The following is a 14,309-nucleotide window of genomic DNA, read 5'->3' as shown; positions in this document are numbered from 1 at the left end:
CCCGTGCCGCTAGGGCACCAAGACTGTGCTGCCGGTGGTTTGTCGTGCTTCCAAAGCACGATGCGCATCAGCAACTTGATCCAACGGAAACTCCTGATCGACATGGATCTTGACCTCGCGCCCGTCCACTTTGCCAAACAAGCGTCGCGCCATCGCCTGACAGGTGGCGTGATCCGAGATATGCGTGAACAAGGTTGGCCGCGTCACCTTCAGAGATCCCCGCTGCGCAAGCATTCCCAGATCGACAGGCGGCACTGGCCCCGAAGCGTTTCCGAATGAGATCATCATGCCCAAGGGTTTCAGGCAATCTAGCGATCCCTCAAACGTGTCCGCACCGATGGAGTCCATCACCACATCAACCCCTTTGCCTCCGGTGATCTCGGCGACACGCTCGACAAAATTCTCGGTCCGGTAGTTGATGCAATGTGACGCGCCATTGAATTGCGCCAGGCTGCATTTCTCATCCGTTCCCGCTGTCCCGATCAGTTTGATGCCTTCGGATTTCGCCCATTGGCAGGCGATCAGTCCCACACCTCCGGCAGCCGCGTGGAACAACACGGTATCTCCGCGCCTCAGCGGCGTTGTTCGGTGAAACAAGTATTCGACCGTCATGCCCTTTAGCATCATGGCCGCTGCGGTGCGGAACGAGATACTCTCGGGCAGCGGACAAACCTGTGCTGCAGGCATCACGCGCGCTTCGGAATATGCTCCCGATGGGCCTGCGGCATAGGCCGCGCGTTGGCCGGGGGCAAGATGCGTAACGCCTTCGCCTACCGCCTCAACGACTCCGGCCGCTTCCATTCCCAACGCATGAGGCAACTCCAGCGGATAAAGGCCGGTACGCTGGTACACATCGATGAAATTCAATCCGCAGGCATGATGGCGAATGCGCACCTCACCCGGGCCGGGATCGCCAAGCGGGCGATCCTCAATCCGAAGAACCTCGGGGCCGCCGGATTCGTGTATGACGACTGTGCGTGCTGTCTGCTGCATGAATGCCTCCCTTGCCTGTGGAAACAAAGCTAACACGCCTGTGCGGCAGAGCAATCCTTCCGGCTCTGCAAGGGTGATCGGGCAAAATTTCGCAATATGTGCTATAATGCAACGAGACGTTGTAATTGGGCAGACGTTGCCGGCTGATCCGGTCACGCGAATTGCCACGCCGGATGCATCCCGCGGCGCACCCACGCCAGAAAAGGGGATGAACATGGACAAGACAATCGGTAACCCAATCACCTGGGTCGCCCGAAATCTGCGGGCAACCAGCGATCATGTCACTGAATCCGTGACCGAGATCGGCAGCGCGGATGTTCAGGCTCTGCCGACGGTGCATACGCTGACCCTGCAGGATCTGCGCGAATGCCTGAAAGCTGGATATAACGATTTTCTCGAAACCCGGGCCGATGCGATCTTTGTCGTTCTGATCTATCCAATCGCAGGTCTGCTGATGTTCGGTATTGGGCTCAACAAAGACATGGTGCCCCTGCTGGCCCCGCTTGTCATGGGTTTTGCCCTGATCGGGCCGGTCGCCGCCGTCGGGCTTTATGAGATCAGTCGCAAGAGGGAACAGGGCGGAGACGTTCATTGGCTGGACGCGTTCGGCGTATTCCGTTCGCCTTCCTTCGGAGCCATACTGGCATTGGGCTTCTATCTGGTCATGCTATTGATGATCTGGCTGATGGTCGCGCAAGGCATCTACGCGCAAACCCTAGGGCCAGAACCTCCGGCCTCGGCCATGGCATTCGTGACAGAAGTGTTCACCACCGGAGCAGGCTGGAGCATGATCATCATCGGCACCGCCACCGGTTTCCTGTTTGCACTGGTCGCATTGGCGCTAAGCGTGGTCAGCTTTCCGCTGTTGCTGGATCGCAAAGTGGGCGTTCCCGTGGCCGTCGTAACCTCGGTCCGGGTCTTGCGTCAGAACCCGGGTGTGATCTTGACCTGGGGGGCCATTGTGGCCGCGATGTTGGTACTGGGCGCGATCCCGATGTTGCTGGGGCTGATCGTCGTCATGCCCGTTCTAGGCCACGCCACATGGCACCTGTATCGCCGGGCGGTCGCCTGACTACATGGCAGCAGCTTAACCAGAGACCTTCAGAACGATCTTGCCAATGTGGCCCGATGCTTCCATCCGCGCATGTGCAGCGGCGGCATCAGAAAGATCGAATTCTGAATCCATCACCGGTGCGACCTTCCCGGCCTCAAGCAATGGCCACACGGCTTCACGCAAGTCTTGCGCGATGCGCGCCTTGGCCAAATCGCTTTGTGGGCGCAAGGTGCTGCCAGTCAGGGTGAGGCGTTTCACCATCATAAGCGCAAAGTTCAGTTCGACCACCGGACCTTGCAGGAAAGCGATCTGAACCAGCCGCCCGTCTTCCGCCAAAGCCTTGATGTTGCGCGGGATATAATCACCACCGACCATGTCCAGGATCAGGTTCGCCCCGCCCTCGGCGCGCATCGCAGCCACGAAATCTTCGTCGCGATAGTTGATGGCCTTTTCGGCACCTAGCTTGATACATGCCTCACATTTCTCAGCCGACCCGGCGGTTGCAAAGACGCGGGCGCCAAACGCATTGGCCAGCTGAATAGCCGTCGTGCCGATCCCGCTGGAACCGCCATGGACCAGAAACCGCTCCCCCGGCTTCAAGCCGCCACGGGTGAAGACATTGGACCAAACAGTAAAGAAGGTTTCGGGCAGGCAGGCAGCTTCCTTCAAACCCATACCCGCAGGCACAGGCAGGCAATGAGCGGCGGGCGTTGCGACATATTCAGCATAACCGCCGCCGGGCAACAGGGCGCAAACCCGATCGCCAACGACCAGACCTTCGACACCCGAGCCGATGGCGACGACCTCTCCTGACGCTTCCAGCCCCGGCAAATCGCTTGCACCGGGAGGTGGATCATACGCCCCTGCCCGCTGCAGCGCATCAGGACGGTTCACCCCGGCGTACGCGACTTTCAGAACCACTTGACCCTCTGCCGGTTCCGGCATCGGGCGTTCCGTCAGTTGCAGAACGTCCGGGCCACCAGCTTCAGTGATCTCGACAGCGCGCATTGTCTGGGTCATGGGCATATCTCCTTTGCCCAATGCCTAGCAGGCGAAAACGCAGAGGCCCAGCGGCAAGTGGAAACGCTGCGACTATTTTCCCGATGACAGCGAACCGGGCAGGTTGTCGGGCAACTTCGTCGGAGCCTTCACCTGACCCGCAAGCCAGTTGGGGACGGCCAGAAACGGTTTCAGCAGCGGGTTGCCATTCACCTGCGACTTGAACTTTTCAAACTGCATTACGCCCTCGATCCGCCGATCCAGGAATTCCCATGTCGCCTGATAATCCGGGCTGTCATCACCCAGCCAATACAACAGTGTCGAAGAATAGACGCCCGACAGAGTGGCACGTTTGGTGTACCAGTTCACGTCGTCCGAAGTATCGCCAAGCGCTGTCCAGATCTGGTCACAGGTGCCCCAGACCGCCTTGGCCCCATCCGCGGCATGGATCGGCAACGCGAACAAAGTCATACCTCGGCGCACTGCTTCTTTGTCTTCGACCGCCTGCAGGCGGAAACGGACGGCAGCGGCGATCTTTTCACGGAATTTCAGCCCGCTCAGGTCTTCGGATTTCAACCGCTCCAACATCGCGGCATCCCCGCGCGCATGAAAGGCCAGTGCCAGATCGACGGCACCACGCGGACAGATCGCTCGGGCCAGCGCGGGCTCCAGATCGCAATCGCTGATGGCCGCACGAAAGCTTGTTTCCGACCAGCCGTCGAACGGCACATGGTTCAGAATCGCATCGAGAAGCTGCTCTTTGGTGTCTTCATAGGTTGCTGTCATGTCGGGTCTCCGAGGCTGCGGGTCCAGTACTAGACAAGTTAGGCGTGCTTTGCTATACGGCCACTTCCTGCAAATCCTTGCAACTCTATCTAGAAAGGTGGTGACAACCACATGCAGGTTAGTGTTCGCGACAATAACGTCGATCAGGCGCTTCGTGCCCTGAAGAAAAAGCTGCAGCGCGAAGGCGTGTTCCGTGAAATGAAGCTGAAGCAACATTTCGAGAAACCGTCCGAGAAAAAAGCGCGCGAGAAAGCTGAAGCGATCCGCCGTGCCCGTAAACTGGCACGCAAGAAAGCACAGCGCGAAGGTTTGCTCTAAGAGCTTCCTGCGACTCGTCCAGCTTTGGATGACACTATTTGACGACCCCCGAGGCCCTGCCCGGGGGTTTGTCGTTTTTAGGGCGGATGATCCCGCCAATTCCCGGCTTTACCCTCGCGGCAACCTGCCGATTTTGATGCAATCGCCGCAGTCGGCATTTTACAGCGCAGCGAATCGCCGTTCGGTTGCATTCTGCCGCCGAAAAACGCCCATCGCCGTACCCGCCCTATTCAGCGTTCTTTGATCGTCTGTAAGTGAGGCCGTCCACTCAGACATAACCAAAAACGGAGGCACTGATGTCGACAGCAAGTACGGTCGAGCGCGAAATGCTCGCGCTGATCAACCAAGAGCGCACATCCCGCGGTCTTGATCCCCTGGAACTTGAACGCAACCTGAACGAATCTTCCGAGGACCACAGCAGCTGGATGCTGGACACCGACCGGTTCAGCCACACCGGTCAGGGTGGTTCATCCGCGACCCAACGGATGCAAGCCGCAGGGTTCGACCTGTCCGGGAGCTGGCGCACCGGAGAAAACATCGCCTGGCAATCCGAGCGTGGCGCACCCGGTATCAGCGATGATGTCGCCCAGTTGCACCAGAACCTGATGAATAGCCCCGGTCACCGCGCCAACATTCTGAACCCCGATTTCAAATATATCGGCATCGGGATCGAAGAAGGCGACATGCAGGGGTACGACGCTGTCATGGTGACGCAGAACTTTGCGGCGACTCAGGGCGATGTCGATCTTGATAACGGCGGCACCACCCCGCCGGTGACGCCTCCGGTTGAAGAAGTTGTTGAGCCAGAGGAGGAAGAGGTTACCACCCCGACCGAACCAGAAGTGCCGGAAACCGATGTGACCGAGACTGAGGAACCAGTTGACGAAACACCGGTAGCGGAAGTTCCCGATGCCGAAGAACCGGCAGAGGAGACCCCGGAGGAAGACGTCACCGAAACCGAAGAACCATCGGACGAAACACCCGACACCGATGTGACGGAAACCGAGCAACCGGCAGACGAAACGCCAGAAACTGAGGTTACCGAGACCGAGGACCCGGTTGAGGAGACTCCGGAAACAGACGTGACCGAAACTGAAGAGCCGGAAACGCCTGATACCGATGTGACTGAAGTTGAAGACCCGGAACCCGATGTGCCGGATACTGAAGTCGTCGAGGTCGAGGAACCCGAAACTCCGGAGACCGACGTCACCGAGGTCGAAGAACCCGAGCCAGAAACACCTGAAGTTGTCGTTGACAATGGTGCACCGGGCGCGGACTGCTTTGACGTTCAGGCCTTCCTTGCCGGGATCGAAGCGTTTGTTAATGCGCTGCAAGCCCAATTTGACCAGTTCGAATGGTCTCCGGTGCAGCAGGCTGACACGACCCCGGAGATGGATGATTTCGATCTGGTGTTCGACACCGACTTCGCTGACGACATGATCGAAACCGTTGAAGCCACAGTCGAAGACATGAATGACGACATGTGCGGCGTGTTTGTTTTCGAAACGAACTGCGGATTTGATTGGGGTTAATCAAACCGTTCAGGTGCGGGGATCCTTTTCCCGCACCACTTTCCTGCCAAATCAATATATCTTAGGCACGTGTAGCTCATCCGGCAAAATGCGCCGTTCGTATTCGGGGTTATAGCGCCGATCCGGCAGATTGACCTTTTCCTGCGGCACATCCTCATAGGGGATCTTGGTCAGCAGGTGCTCGATACAATTGAGCCGTTCGCGTTTCTTGTCGTTGCCTTCAACAATATACCAAGGCGCCTCGGATATGTTGGTGCGAAAGAACATATCCTCTTTGGCCTTGGTGTATGCCTCCCACCGGATGCGGGATTCCAGATCCATCGGTGACAGTTTCCACTGCTTCATCGGATCGTGAATACGCATCAGGAATCGCAATTGCTGTTCTTCGTCTGTAATCGAGAACCAGTATTTCAGCAGGATAATCCCCGACCGCACCAGCATCCGTTCGAATTCAGGAACGTCCTGAAAGAACTGTTCGACCTGATCCTCGTTGGCAAATCCCATCACGCGTTCAACACCAGCGCGGTTGTACCAGGACCGATCGAAGAACACGATCTCACCGGCCGCAGGCAAATGGGGCACGTAGCGCTGAAAATACCACTGGCTTTGTTCGCGTCGGCTGGGTGCAGGCAAGGCGACCACACGCGCTACACGAGGGTTCAAACGCTGCGTGATCCGCTTGATCACGCCCCCTTTCCCGGCGCTGTCGCGCCCTTCAAATAGAATACAGACCTTGGCCCCTGTATGGACCACCCAATCCTGAACTTTGATAAGTTCAGCCTGCAGCCGCAAAAGGTTGCGAAAATAGACCTTGCGATCCAGCATGTCAGGATGCTGGTCCTTGTAAATCTTGCGCACTTCCATCGAAAGCATGGGTTCGCTGAATTCGATCTCGAAATCTTCGTCCAGCGTGTCTTCCAGTTCAGCTTCCAGCCAATCTTTCGGCGTGCTGTTGTTTTCGTAAGCCAAGGTCTGCTCCTTATCGTTCATCGGGTTCGGACCGTACACGGCCAGTGTAACCACGGAGTGTCAGCGCAAAGTGCCGAGGTCGTACATAAGGTCGGAAACATGGATTTTGGCCCGACCGCACGACAGATACAAGCGGCAGAATTGACGCAAGGCTAACCCCAATAGTTGGTTTCAGACAGGCAAAGCCGTGGTTTTGAACACCGTGCGCAAAGCAAATGAGCTTTGCATCTGCGCCACCCCAGGCAAGCGCGACAGGTATTGCCGATGAATGCGAGCAAAATCCTCGGTATTTTCTGCGACGACCTTTAGAATGTAGTCCGCCGTGCCCGCCATCAAATGGCATTCCAGCACATCCGGAATCCGTGCTACGGCTTTTTCGAACGCCTCCAGCACTTCTTCCGCCTGACCCTGCAACGTGATCTCGACAAACACAGTGGTTGGAACGTTCAACTTCCGTGCATCCAACAGGGCGACGTAGTCCTTGATATAACCCTCGGCCTCAAGTCGCTGCACGCGTCGGTGGCAGGCCGAAGGGGATAGATTCGCCTGTTCGGACAATTCCGAATTTGACATCCGCCCTTTGCGCTGCAGGGCTGCCAGAATCTTCCGATCTGTTGCGTCAATCGTCATTTGCGCACATCCATTGCGTCAAGTTGTCTATACGCTGAATATTTTCCCGCAGATTGTGTGTTTAGCAAGTGGGGTTTCACAAAAATTGCGCCAATTTATGCCCATAATTTAGGCAGTTTATGAATGGAGTCTCACATGAAAATCGGCTGCCCCAAGGAAATCAAACCTCAGGAATTCCGCGTCGGGATGACCCCGAACGCTGCTGGCGAAGCTGTGGCCCGCGGTCACGAAGTCATCATCGAAACCGGTGCCGGGATGGGCTCGGGCTTTGATAACGATGCTTATGTAGCGGCAGGTGCCCGCATCGTCGACACTGCAGAAGAAGTGTTCGCCACGGCTGATATGATCGTCAAGGTCAAGGAGCCTCAGGCGGTCGAGCGTAAAATGCTGCGCGAAGGTCAGTTGCTGTTCACCTATCTGCACCTGGCACCCGATCCAGACCAGACTCACGATCTGCTGGAATCCGGCTGCACCGCGATTGCCTATGAGACCGTGACTGACTCCAATGGCGGCCTGCCGCTGCTGGCGCCGATGTCCGAGGTTGCCGGTCGCTTGGCTCCGCAAGTTGGATCCTGGACTCTGCAAAAGGCCAACGGTGGCCGCGGCGTTCTGATGGGTGGTGTTCCGGGTGTAGGCCCTGCCAAAGTGATCGTCATCGGCGGAGGCGTCGTAGGCACCCACGCAGCGAAGATTGCCGCAGGCATGGGTGCGGATGTGACCGTACTGGACCGTTCGCTGCCGCGTCTCCGCTATCTGGACGATGTGTTCGGCGGAACCTTCAAGAACCAGTATTCAACCGCTGGTGCGACAGCCGAGCTGATCCAGGATGCCGACCTGGTCATCGGTGCGGTTCTGATCCCGGGCGCAGCTGCTCCCAAACTGATCTCGCGCGAACAGCTGTCGACCATGAAGCCCGGCGCGGCTCTGGTAGACGTTGCGATCGATCAGGGCGGCTGTTTTGAAACCTCGAAAGCCACCACCCACGCCGATCCGGTTTACGAAGTTGACGGCATCATGCACTACTGCGTCGCCAACATGCCCGGTGCGGTTGCCCGGACTTCGACCATCGCACTGGGCAACGCAACCATGCCGTTCATGCTTTCGCTGGCAAGCAAGGGCTGGAAGCAGGCCTGTAAGGACGACGCACACCTGCTGGCAGGTTTGAACGTCCACGCCGGCAAGCTGACTTACGAAGCGGTGGGCACCGCCCTTAACATCAACTCTGTCGATCCAACAACTCTGTTGAAGTAAGAGCGCTCCCGCCTCTGAAAGCGTCCTTTTCCAAAGGACGCTTTACAGACTTGGGCCCAGCGCCGCGCCAATAGCGCGGCGCTGTTTTTTCTGGACCAAGGTTCGCGCAAAAAAGCACCGCGCCTTAGCGCGGTGCCCGGCCCAACCAGAGGATGGCATTTCAATGCCCGATCGACGGGCGGGAGGCTTACGCCTCTTTGTGAATCTCCACAGAATGCGGATACGGGATGGATACGCCTTTGGCGTCAAACGCTTCTTTGATCGCTTTGGTAAGTTCAAACTTCACATCCCAATAGTCAGCCGCGGCGCACCACAGGCGCGCGGTCAGATCAACCGAACTATCCCCAAGATTTGTCACCCGCACCCAGGGCTCAGGATCAGCCATGATACGATCGTCAGCTTTGGCCACATCCAGGATGATGTTCATAGCCTCATCCGCGCTATCGCCGTAGTCGATGCCAAACACCAGATCGACCCGGCGGGTGTCATGGGCGGAATAGTTGGTGATCACCGAACCCCAAGCCTGACCGTTTGGCACGATGATCTGCACGTTGTCCGGCGTCACCAGCTCGGTCGTGAACAGGTTCAGGTCTTTCACAGTACCCGCTGTGCCACCAATATCGACATATTGGCCCAGCTTATAGGGCCGGAACACCACCAGCATCACGCCCGCGGCCAGATCGCTGAGTGTTCCCTGCAGCGCCAAACCGATGGCCAGGGATGCGGCACCCAGTATGGCCACGATGCTGGTCGCCTCGATTCCAAAAATGCCCAGAACGGCGACAAAGACAATCGCCAGCAGCACCCATTTCACGAGGCTCGCAACGAAATTCCCCAAAGTCGGGTCGATATGTGGCGTGGCGTTGATCCGCCGCCGCACCAGACCGCTAATGGCTCCGGCAACGATCCAACCCAATACCAGAACGATCAACGCTTTGATCGCGCTCATGATCAGCGGACCAAATGCGCCCACCTGTGTTACGACATCTTCCACACGCTTCTCCTTTGCGCCAACAGCAAACCCGCGCCTTTTGGCGCGGGATCGCTGAAAAGTCTGGGCTAATTTTGCGCGCAGGTCTAGGTGCGGGATTTCCGAGTTTTCCCCCCTGCTGTTCCCCAGCAAACATCGACTGACCGATCACGCACAGAATTGGACCTTACAAAAGCGCCACAAATTACCAGATTGACCGAGACAGGCGCGATAAAAGGAGCCCATCATGCTGGACACAATCCAATTCCCGATCATGAATAAATGGTCCCCACAGTTCCCCGAGCGGATTCAGCTTTATTCCTTCCCCACACCCAACGGGGTAAAGGCGTCGATCATGCTGGAAGAAACCGGCCTGCCTTATGAGGCACATCGTGTCACACTGGCCGATGCAGATGTCAAAAGCCCGGAGTTTCTTTCGCTGAACCCGAACAACAAGATCCCGGCGATCATTGATCCCAACGGGCCCGACGATGCTCCGTTGGCTTTGTTCGAAAGCGGTGCAATCCTTCTGTACCTCGCTGAAAAGAGCGGTAAGCTGCTGGGTCAGAACAAAGGCGACAAGCACCGGGTCACCCAATGGGTTATGTTCCAGATGGGCGGTATCGGACCAATGTTTGGCCAGCTTGGGTATTTCCACAAATTCGCAGGGGCTGAAATCGAAGACCCCCGCCCGCGCGAACGCTACGTGTCCGAGGCCAAACGCCTGCTGAACGTTCTCGACCGGCAACTGGACGGCCAAGACTGGATCGCCGGAGAATTCTCGATCGCCGATATCGCAATCGCGCCGTGGCTGCGCGGTTTAGATTATTACGGCGTCAAGGATGTCATAGGCTGGGAAAGCTATGGCAACGTTACGCGCTATCTGGATAGGTTCCTGGATCGACCCGCAGTGCAAAGAGGACTGAACATCCCCTCACGGGATTGATACACAAGGCCTGTGCGGCGGGATCCAAATCCGCCGCCACGGGCCATCGGTTTACCCAGGCAGCGCGCCTGTTAGAACGTAGCGCAAGATCTCAACAACTTGCGCGGGTTCTTCAGCGACGGCGAGTGCTGCTGCATCTACTTCTTTCAGCGCGTGCTGATGATCAGCCCCGTGCAGAACAATGATCGACTTGCCCAGTGCTGCCGCATAGCCCGCGTCAAATGCCGCGTTCCACTGCTTGTATTTGTCCCCAAAGCGTACAACCACAACATCCGCGTCTGATATGCCCTTGCGGGTCCGGATCGCGTTGACCATGGCACCCTTGTGATCGTGCCAGTACTTGTTCGGCTCGGCCCCCAAGATCGTGACACCGCAATCGTCCGAAGCACCGTGATCGGTGACCGGGCTACTGAATTCAACATCCAACCCATCGGCGCCCGCAATGATCTGCTCGCGCCAATCCGTGTGAATCTCACCGGACAAATAGACCTTCAGCATTTTTTTCTCCTCCCGTGAAAAAGGGGCGCAATGGCCCCTTTATCATTTCAAAAATACTCCCGCCGGAGGCGAAAACCAACTCATCCCCGCAAGACGCCGCCAGTGGCTTTCATCACTTTTTCGACAATCTTGGTGCTGACCGCCTCGATATCCTTTTCCTTCAGGGTCGCGTCCGACGGCTGGAGCCTTACGGTAATGGCCAGAGACTTCTTGCCCTCGCCGACGCTACCGCCAATGAATTCGTCAAAGACGCGCACGTCCTCGATCAGAGCCTTATCAGCACCCGCAGCCGCATTGACCAACGTCAGAGCTTCGATATCCGCATTTACAACAAAGGCGAAATCGCGCTCGACCGCCTGCAGGTCGCGCAATTCCAAGGCAGAACGGGTCGCACCGGATTTACGTGGCATCGGCACCTGATCCGGCCAGATGGTGAACGCCATTGCCGGACCCTTGATATCCAACGCCTGCAACACGCGCGGATGCAATTCACCAAAAACGCCCAGAACCTTTTTGGGGCCCAGACAAATCTTGCCGTGCCGACCCGGGTGCCACCAGGCATCGCCGCCACGAAGGATCTGAACCTTGGCAGGCGCACCAATGGCGGCAAGCACCGCCTCTGCGTCGGCTTTGGCATCAAACAGGTCAACGGGACGGGAAGCACCATGCACGTCCTTGGGACCGCTACGCCCAACCAACAGGCCGGTAATCTGTGTCTGTTGATCCCCCGGCTCACCATCGTGGAACACTGGCCCGACCTCGAACAAGGCCAGATCGGCATAACCCCGCGCCTGATTGCGCGCCGCCGCTTGCAGCAGACCAGGCAGCAGATCAGGGCGCATATGGCTCATCTCGGACGAGATCGGGTTTTCCAACATGGTTGCTGCGTCACCGCCCCCGAACAAGGCTGCCGAGGCCTGATCGATGAAGGTATAAGACACACATTCATTGTACCCCAGCGCTGCACAGGTCCGGCGCGCCATCGACTGGCGACGCTGCGTGGGTGTCATGACCGGTTTGGGGATACCTGCTGTCGTACGCGGCAGCGGAATACCCTGCAACTTGGTCAGAGAAGCGATCCGCGCAACCTCTTCCACCAGATCGGCCTCCCCCATGATATCGGGTCGCCAGCTGGGCACATGCGCCATCTCGCCATCCAGACGAAAGCCCAAACGGGTCAGTGTCTGCCGCTGCTCGCTTTCCGGAATCTCCATCCCGACCAAGGACTGCACGCGCGCCGCGTCCAGTTTGTAGGCCCGCGCGTGGTTCGGCGCTTTGCCCGCCTCGACCACATTCGAGGCTTCACCGCCGCAGATATCCAAGATCATCTGCGTCGCATGCTCCAACCCTTCGCGCGTGTATTCCGGGTCGACGCCGCGCTCGAATCGATACCGCGCGTCCGAGTTTATCTTCAGCGCCCGACCTGTGAGGGCGATCTGTACATGATCCCAGAACGCGCTTTCAAGGAAGACGTTCACAGTCTCCTCGGTACAACCGGTTTCCTCGCCGCCCATGATACCCGCGATAGATTCCGGGCCTTTGTCGTCCGAAATCACCATCATGCCAGGCTGAAGGGAGTATTCTTTTTCATCAAGCGCGACCAGCTTTTCACCACCCTTGGCGCGATGCACCCGCAAATTGCCCTGCACCTTGTCCGCGTCGAACACGTGCAGCGGACGGTTGTGGTCGAAGGTCATATAATTGGTGATATCCACCAGAGCCGAGATCGGACGCAGACCAATCGCTTTCAGTTGATCCTGCAGCCACTGAGGGCTCGGGCCGTTCTTTACGCCACGGATCAGACGCCCGGTGAAATGCGGCGCGCCGTCCAGCGTATCCTCGTCGATCGACACTTTGATCGGGCTTTCGAAATCACCCGGCACCGGAGTGTAATCGCGTACTTTCAGCGTGCCCAACCCGCGCGCGGCCAAATCACGCGCAATACCCGCAACACCCAGCGCATCCGGGCGGTTCGGCGTGATCGCGATCTCGATCATCGGATCAACCTTTGACGGATCGTTCTCAGCCAACCAATCGACAAACTTGTCGCCGACCTCGCCCGAAGGCAGCTCGATAATCCCGTCATGTTCATCCGACAGCTCAAGCTCGCGCTCGGATGCCATCATGCCAAAGCTCTCGACGCCACGGATCTTGCCGACGCTGATGGTGATATCCAGGCCGGGAATATACATACCAGGTTTACAAACCACCACGGTGATGCCTTCGCGCGCATTGGGCGCGCCGCAAATGATCTGCAGATCGCCCTCGTCGGTTTCAACCGTGCAAACGCGCAGCTTATCGGCGTCCGGGTGCTTCTCGGCATGTTTCACATGGCCCAGCGTAAAGCCCGCCAGACGGTCCGCCGGGTTGACGATCTCTTCGACCTCAAGCCCGAGATCGGTCAGTGCTTCGGCGATCTCATCAACCGACGCATCCGTATCGAGGTGGTCTTTCAGCCAGGACAGAGTGAATTTCATTGCAGCGGGCCTTTTTCGGCAAACATTCAGTCGGCACAGGCAATGGCAAAGATTGCGCCAAGGTGCAAGCGCTGCGGCTCACGGATAGGTGGGGGTGCGACCCAAAAGCTCGTCCAGCTGCCAGCCGATCCAGCCGTGGGGAATAAAGTGCCCGCCGGGATGGGTGTCCAGTGTCACCTGCCCTTGCGCGCAATCGGTCCACTCCAATCGGCTGAGCGTCAGGAAGGGCTTCACGCTCCAATCCCCCCGCGGGGTCGCGCCGTTGCAGTTGAACTTGGCCTTCCACAGCGCCACCGGATAGGTCGTGTCGCCATCCGGCCCAAAGGGAAAATCCATCACCGTATCGTCCAGCCCATGAACATGACGCACCTCGCGCGGGGCTTCCGGGCAGTCCTCGGTCTGGCGGATCGAGCCCGCTACCGCCAGCAGAGCGGCGATGTCGTTTCCCGACTGGCAGACATAGCGCCACGCCATTGCGCCGCCATAAGAATAGCCCGAGACATAGATACGCTCAGGATCAATGGGATAGCGTTTGGCGACGTCCTCAAGCACGCGATCTGCGAACGGCACGTCTGCGGTATCAGCAGTCCAGAAGTTCCAACTTTTGCCCAGCCCATTCGGAGCCACCAACAGCACATCACGCAGCCTGGTCGCCCCGGCGATGCGCTCATGGTTCACCACCACATCGCCCTGCCGCGCCCAGCCATGAAAATGCAACAGCACCGGCAGAGGCGTTTCGCCATTCCAACCATCAGGTTCCATTACATGGTAAGAACGGTCGCCGATCTCACAGGCGGTATCGCCGTGGCAGTCAGATTTCCACGGCCCCATCGCAAGGGCCGGGGTCGCGGTCAGCAGAAGAAAAAGCAGTCGATAGATCATAGGC

Annotated in this window: 14 protein-coding genes; 5 read left to right on the top strand and 9 right to left on the bottom strand. The window is 57.9% G+C overall.

Translation table 11 applies throughout. The features are described from left to right. Positions 1–9 precede the first annotated feature (9 nt). Complete coding sequence (locus ACR0AY_RS12950; protein WP_170423639.1) at positions 10–993, bottom strand: quinone oxidoreductase family protein; 984 nt, start codon at positions 991–993, stop codon at positions 10–12. 214 nt (positions 994–1,207) lie between these two features. Between ACR0AY_RS12950 and ACR0AY_RS12945 the strand changes: the two genes are divergently transcribed. Beyond that, positions 1,208–2,065, top strand: coding sequence for a DUF2189 domain-containing protein (locus ACR0AY_RS12945; RefSeq protein WP_170408392.1), 858 nt, complete (start codon positions 1,208–1,210; stop codon positions 2,063–2,065). A 15-nt stretch (positions 2,066–2,080) separates the two neighbouring features. On the opposite strand, the gene ACR0AY_RS12940 is transcribed toward ACR0AY_RS12945, so the two are convergent. Continuing rightward, complete coding sequence (locus ACR0AY_RS12940) at positions 2,081–3,067, bottom strand: NAD(P)H-quinone oxidoreductase (RefSeq protein ID WP_170513806.1); 987 nt, start codon at positions 3,065–3,067, stop codon at positions 2,081–2,083. A gap of 72 nt (positions 3,068–3,139) precedes the next feature. Continuing rightward, positions 3,140–3,832, bottom strand: a complete 693-nt coding sequence (locus ACR0AY_RS12935; protein WP_480454239.1) for a COQ9 family protein — start codon at positions 3,830–3,832, stop codon at positions 3,140–3,142. A 111-nt stretch (positions 3,833–3,943) separates the two neighbouring features. Here ACR0AY_RS12935 and rpsU point away from each other — a divergent pair, with 111 nt between their 5' ends. Next, entirely contained in the window at positions 3,944–4,150 is a 207-nt protein-coding gene (gene rpsU, locus ACR0AY_RS12930; RefSeq protein WP_005614280.1) for a 30S ribosomal protein S21, read from the top strand. Between the two features lie 296 nt (positions 4,151–4,446). Continuing rightward, complete coding sequence (locus ACR0AY_RS12925) at positions 4,447–5,682, top strand: CAP domain-containing protein (protein ID WP_170733543.1); 1,236 nt, start codon at positions 4,447–4,449, stop codon at positions 5,680–5,682. 51 nt (positions 5,683–5,733) lie between these two features. Here ACR0AY_RS12925 and ppk2 read toward each other — a convergent pair whose 3' ends face one another. Then, on the bottom strand, positions 5,734–6,672 hold the full coding sequence (gene ppk2, locus ACR0AY_RS12920) for a polyphosphate kinase 2 (RefSeq protein ID WP_170395648.1): 939 nt from the start codon (positions 6,670–6,672) through the stop codon (positions 5,734–5,736). Positions 6,673–6,822: 150 nt separating this feature from the next. After that, complete coding sequence (locus ACR0AY_RS12915) at positions 6,823–7,281, bottom strand: Lrp/AsnC family transcriptional regulator (RefSeq protein WP_170395646.1); 459 nt, start codon at positions 7,279–7,281, stop codon at positions 6,823–6,825. A 135-nt stretch (positions 7,282–7,416) separates the two neighbouring features. On the opposite strand from ACR0AY_RS12915, the gene ald reads away from it, so the two are divergent. Next, positions 7,417–8,532 (top strand): alanine dehydrogenase, encoded by a 1,116-nt coding sequence (ald, locus tag ACR0AY_RS12910; protein WP_170513796.1) that lies wholly within the window; start codon positions 7,417–7,419, stop codon positions 8,530–8,532. A 187-nt stretch (positions 8,533–8,719) separates the two neighbouring features. Here ald and ACR0AY_RS12905 read toward each other — a convergent pair whose 3' ends face one another. Next, positions 8,720–9,526, bottom strand: a complete 807-nt coding sequence (locus ACR0AY_RS12905; RefSeq protein ID WP_170423629.1) for a mechanosensitive ion channel family protein — start codon at positions 9,524–9,526, stop codon at positions 8,720–8,722. Between the two features lie 223 nt (positions 9,527–9,749). On the opposite strand from ACR0AY_RS12905, the gene ACR0AY_RS12900 reads away from it, so the two are divergent. Further along, entirely contained in the window at positions 9,750–10,448 is a 699-nt protein-coding gene (locus ACR0AY_RS12900; protein WP_170423627.1) for a glutathione S-transferase N-terminal domain-containing protein, read from the top strand. A gap of 51 nt (positions 10,449–10,499) precedes the next feature. Here ACR0AY_RS12900 and ACR0AY_RS12895 read toward each other — a convergent pair whose 3' ends face one another. The 3 genes from ACR0AY_RS12895 to ACR0AY_RS12885 form a co-directional block, all read right to left on the bottom strand. After that, on the bottom strand, positions 10,500–10,946 hold the full coding sequence (locus ACR0AY_RS12895) for a YtoQ family protein (protein WP_170423625.1): 447 nt from the start codon (positions 10,944–10,946) through the stop codon (positions 10,500–10,502). An 80-nt stretch (positions 10,947–11,026) separates the two neighbouring features. Next, positions 11,027–13,423, bottom strand: a complete 2,397-nt coding sequence (pheT, locus tag ACR0AY_RS12890) for a phenylalanine--tRNA ligase subunit beta (RefSeq protein ID WP_170513793.1) — start codon at positions 13,421–13,423, stop codon at positions 11,027–11,029. A gap of 78 nt (positions 13,424–13,501) precedes the next feature. Continuing rightward, on the bottom strand, positions 13,502–14,305 hold the full coding sequence (locus ACR0AY_RS12885) for a prolyl oligopeptidase family serine peptidase (RefSeq protein WP_170513790.1): 804 nt from the start codon (positions 14,303–14,305) through the stop codon (positions 13,502–13,504). Between the last annotated feature and the right edge of the window lie 4 nt (positions 14,306–14,309).

This window comes from Ruegeria sp. A5, assembly GCF_056543005.1.
This window is presented reverse-complemented; position numbering and strand designations above follow the sequence as displayed.

What these genes read in the sequence shown, in the direction of transcription:
- ACR0AY_RS12950 (WP_170423639.1), bottom strand. Translation starts at nt 993, where the DNA reads ATGCAGCAGACAGCACGCACAGTCGTCATACACGAATCCGGCGGCCCC.
- ACR0AY_RS12945 (WP_170408392.1), top strand. Translation starts at nt 1,208, where the DNA reads ATGGACAAGACAATCGGTAACCCAATCACCTGGGTCGCCCGAAATCTG.
- ACR0AY_RS12940 (WP_170513806.1), bottom strand. Translation starts at nt 3,067, where the DNA reads ATGACCCAGACAATGCGCGCTGTCGAGATCACTGAAGCTGGTGGCCCG.
- ACR0AY_RS12935 (WP_480454239.1), bottom strand. Translation starts at nt 3,832, where the DNA reads ATGACAGCAACCTATGAAGACACCAAAGAGCAGCTTCTCGATGCGATT.
- rpsU (WP_005614280.1), top strand. Translation starts at nt 3,944, where the DNA reads ATGCAGGTTAGTGTTCGCGACAATAACGTCGATCAGGCGCTTCGTGCC.
- ACR0AY_RS12925 (WP_170733543.1), top strand. Translation starts at nt 4,447, where the DNA reads ATGTCGACAGCAAGTACGGTCGAGCGCGAAATGCTCGCGCTGATCAAC.
- ppk2 (WP_170395648.1), bottom strand. Translation starts at nt 6,672, where the DNA reads ATGAACGATAAGGAGCAGACCTTGGCTTACGAAAACAACAGCACGCCG.
- ACR0AY_RS12915 (WP_170395646.1), bottom strand. Translation starts at nt 7,281, where the DNA reads ATGACGATTGACGCAACAGATCGGAAGATTCTGGCAGCCCTGCAGCGC.
- ald (WP_170513796.1), top strand. Translation starts at nt 7,417, where the DNA reads ATGAAAATCGGCTGCCCCAAGGAAATCAAACCTCAGGAATTCCGCGTC.
- ACR0AY_RS12900 (WP_170423627.1), top strand. Translation starts at nt 9,750, where the DNA reads ATGCTGGACACAATCCAATTCCCGATCATGAATAAATGGTCCCCACAG.
- ACR0AY_RS12895 (WP_170423625.1), bottom strand. Translation starts at nt 10,946, where the DNA reads ATGCTGAAGGTCTATTTGTCCGGTGAGATTCACACGGATTGGCGCGAG.
- pheT (WP_170513793.1), bottom strand. Translation starts at nt 13,423, where the DNA reads ATGAAATTCACTCTGTCCTGGCTGAAAGACCACCTCGATACGGATGCG.
- ACR0AY_RS12885 (WP_170513790.1), bottom strand. Translation starts at nt 14,305, where the DNA reads ATGATCTATCGACTGCTTTTTCTTCTGCTGACCGCGACCCCGGCCCTT.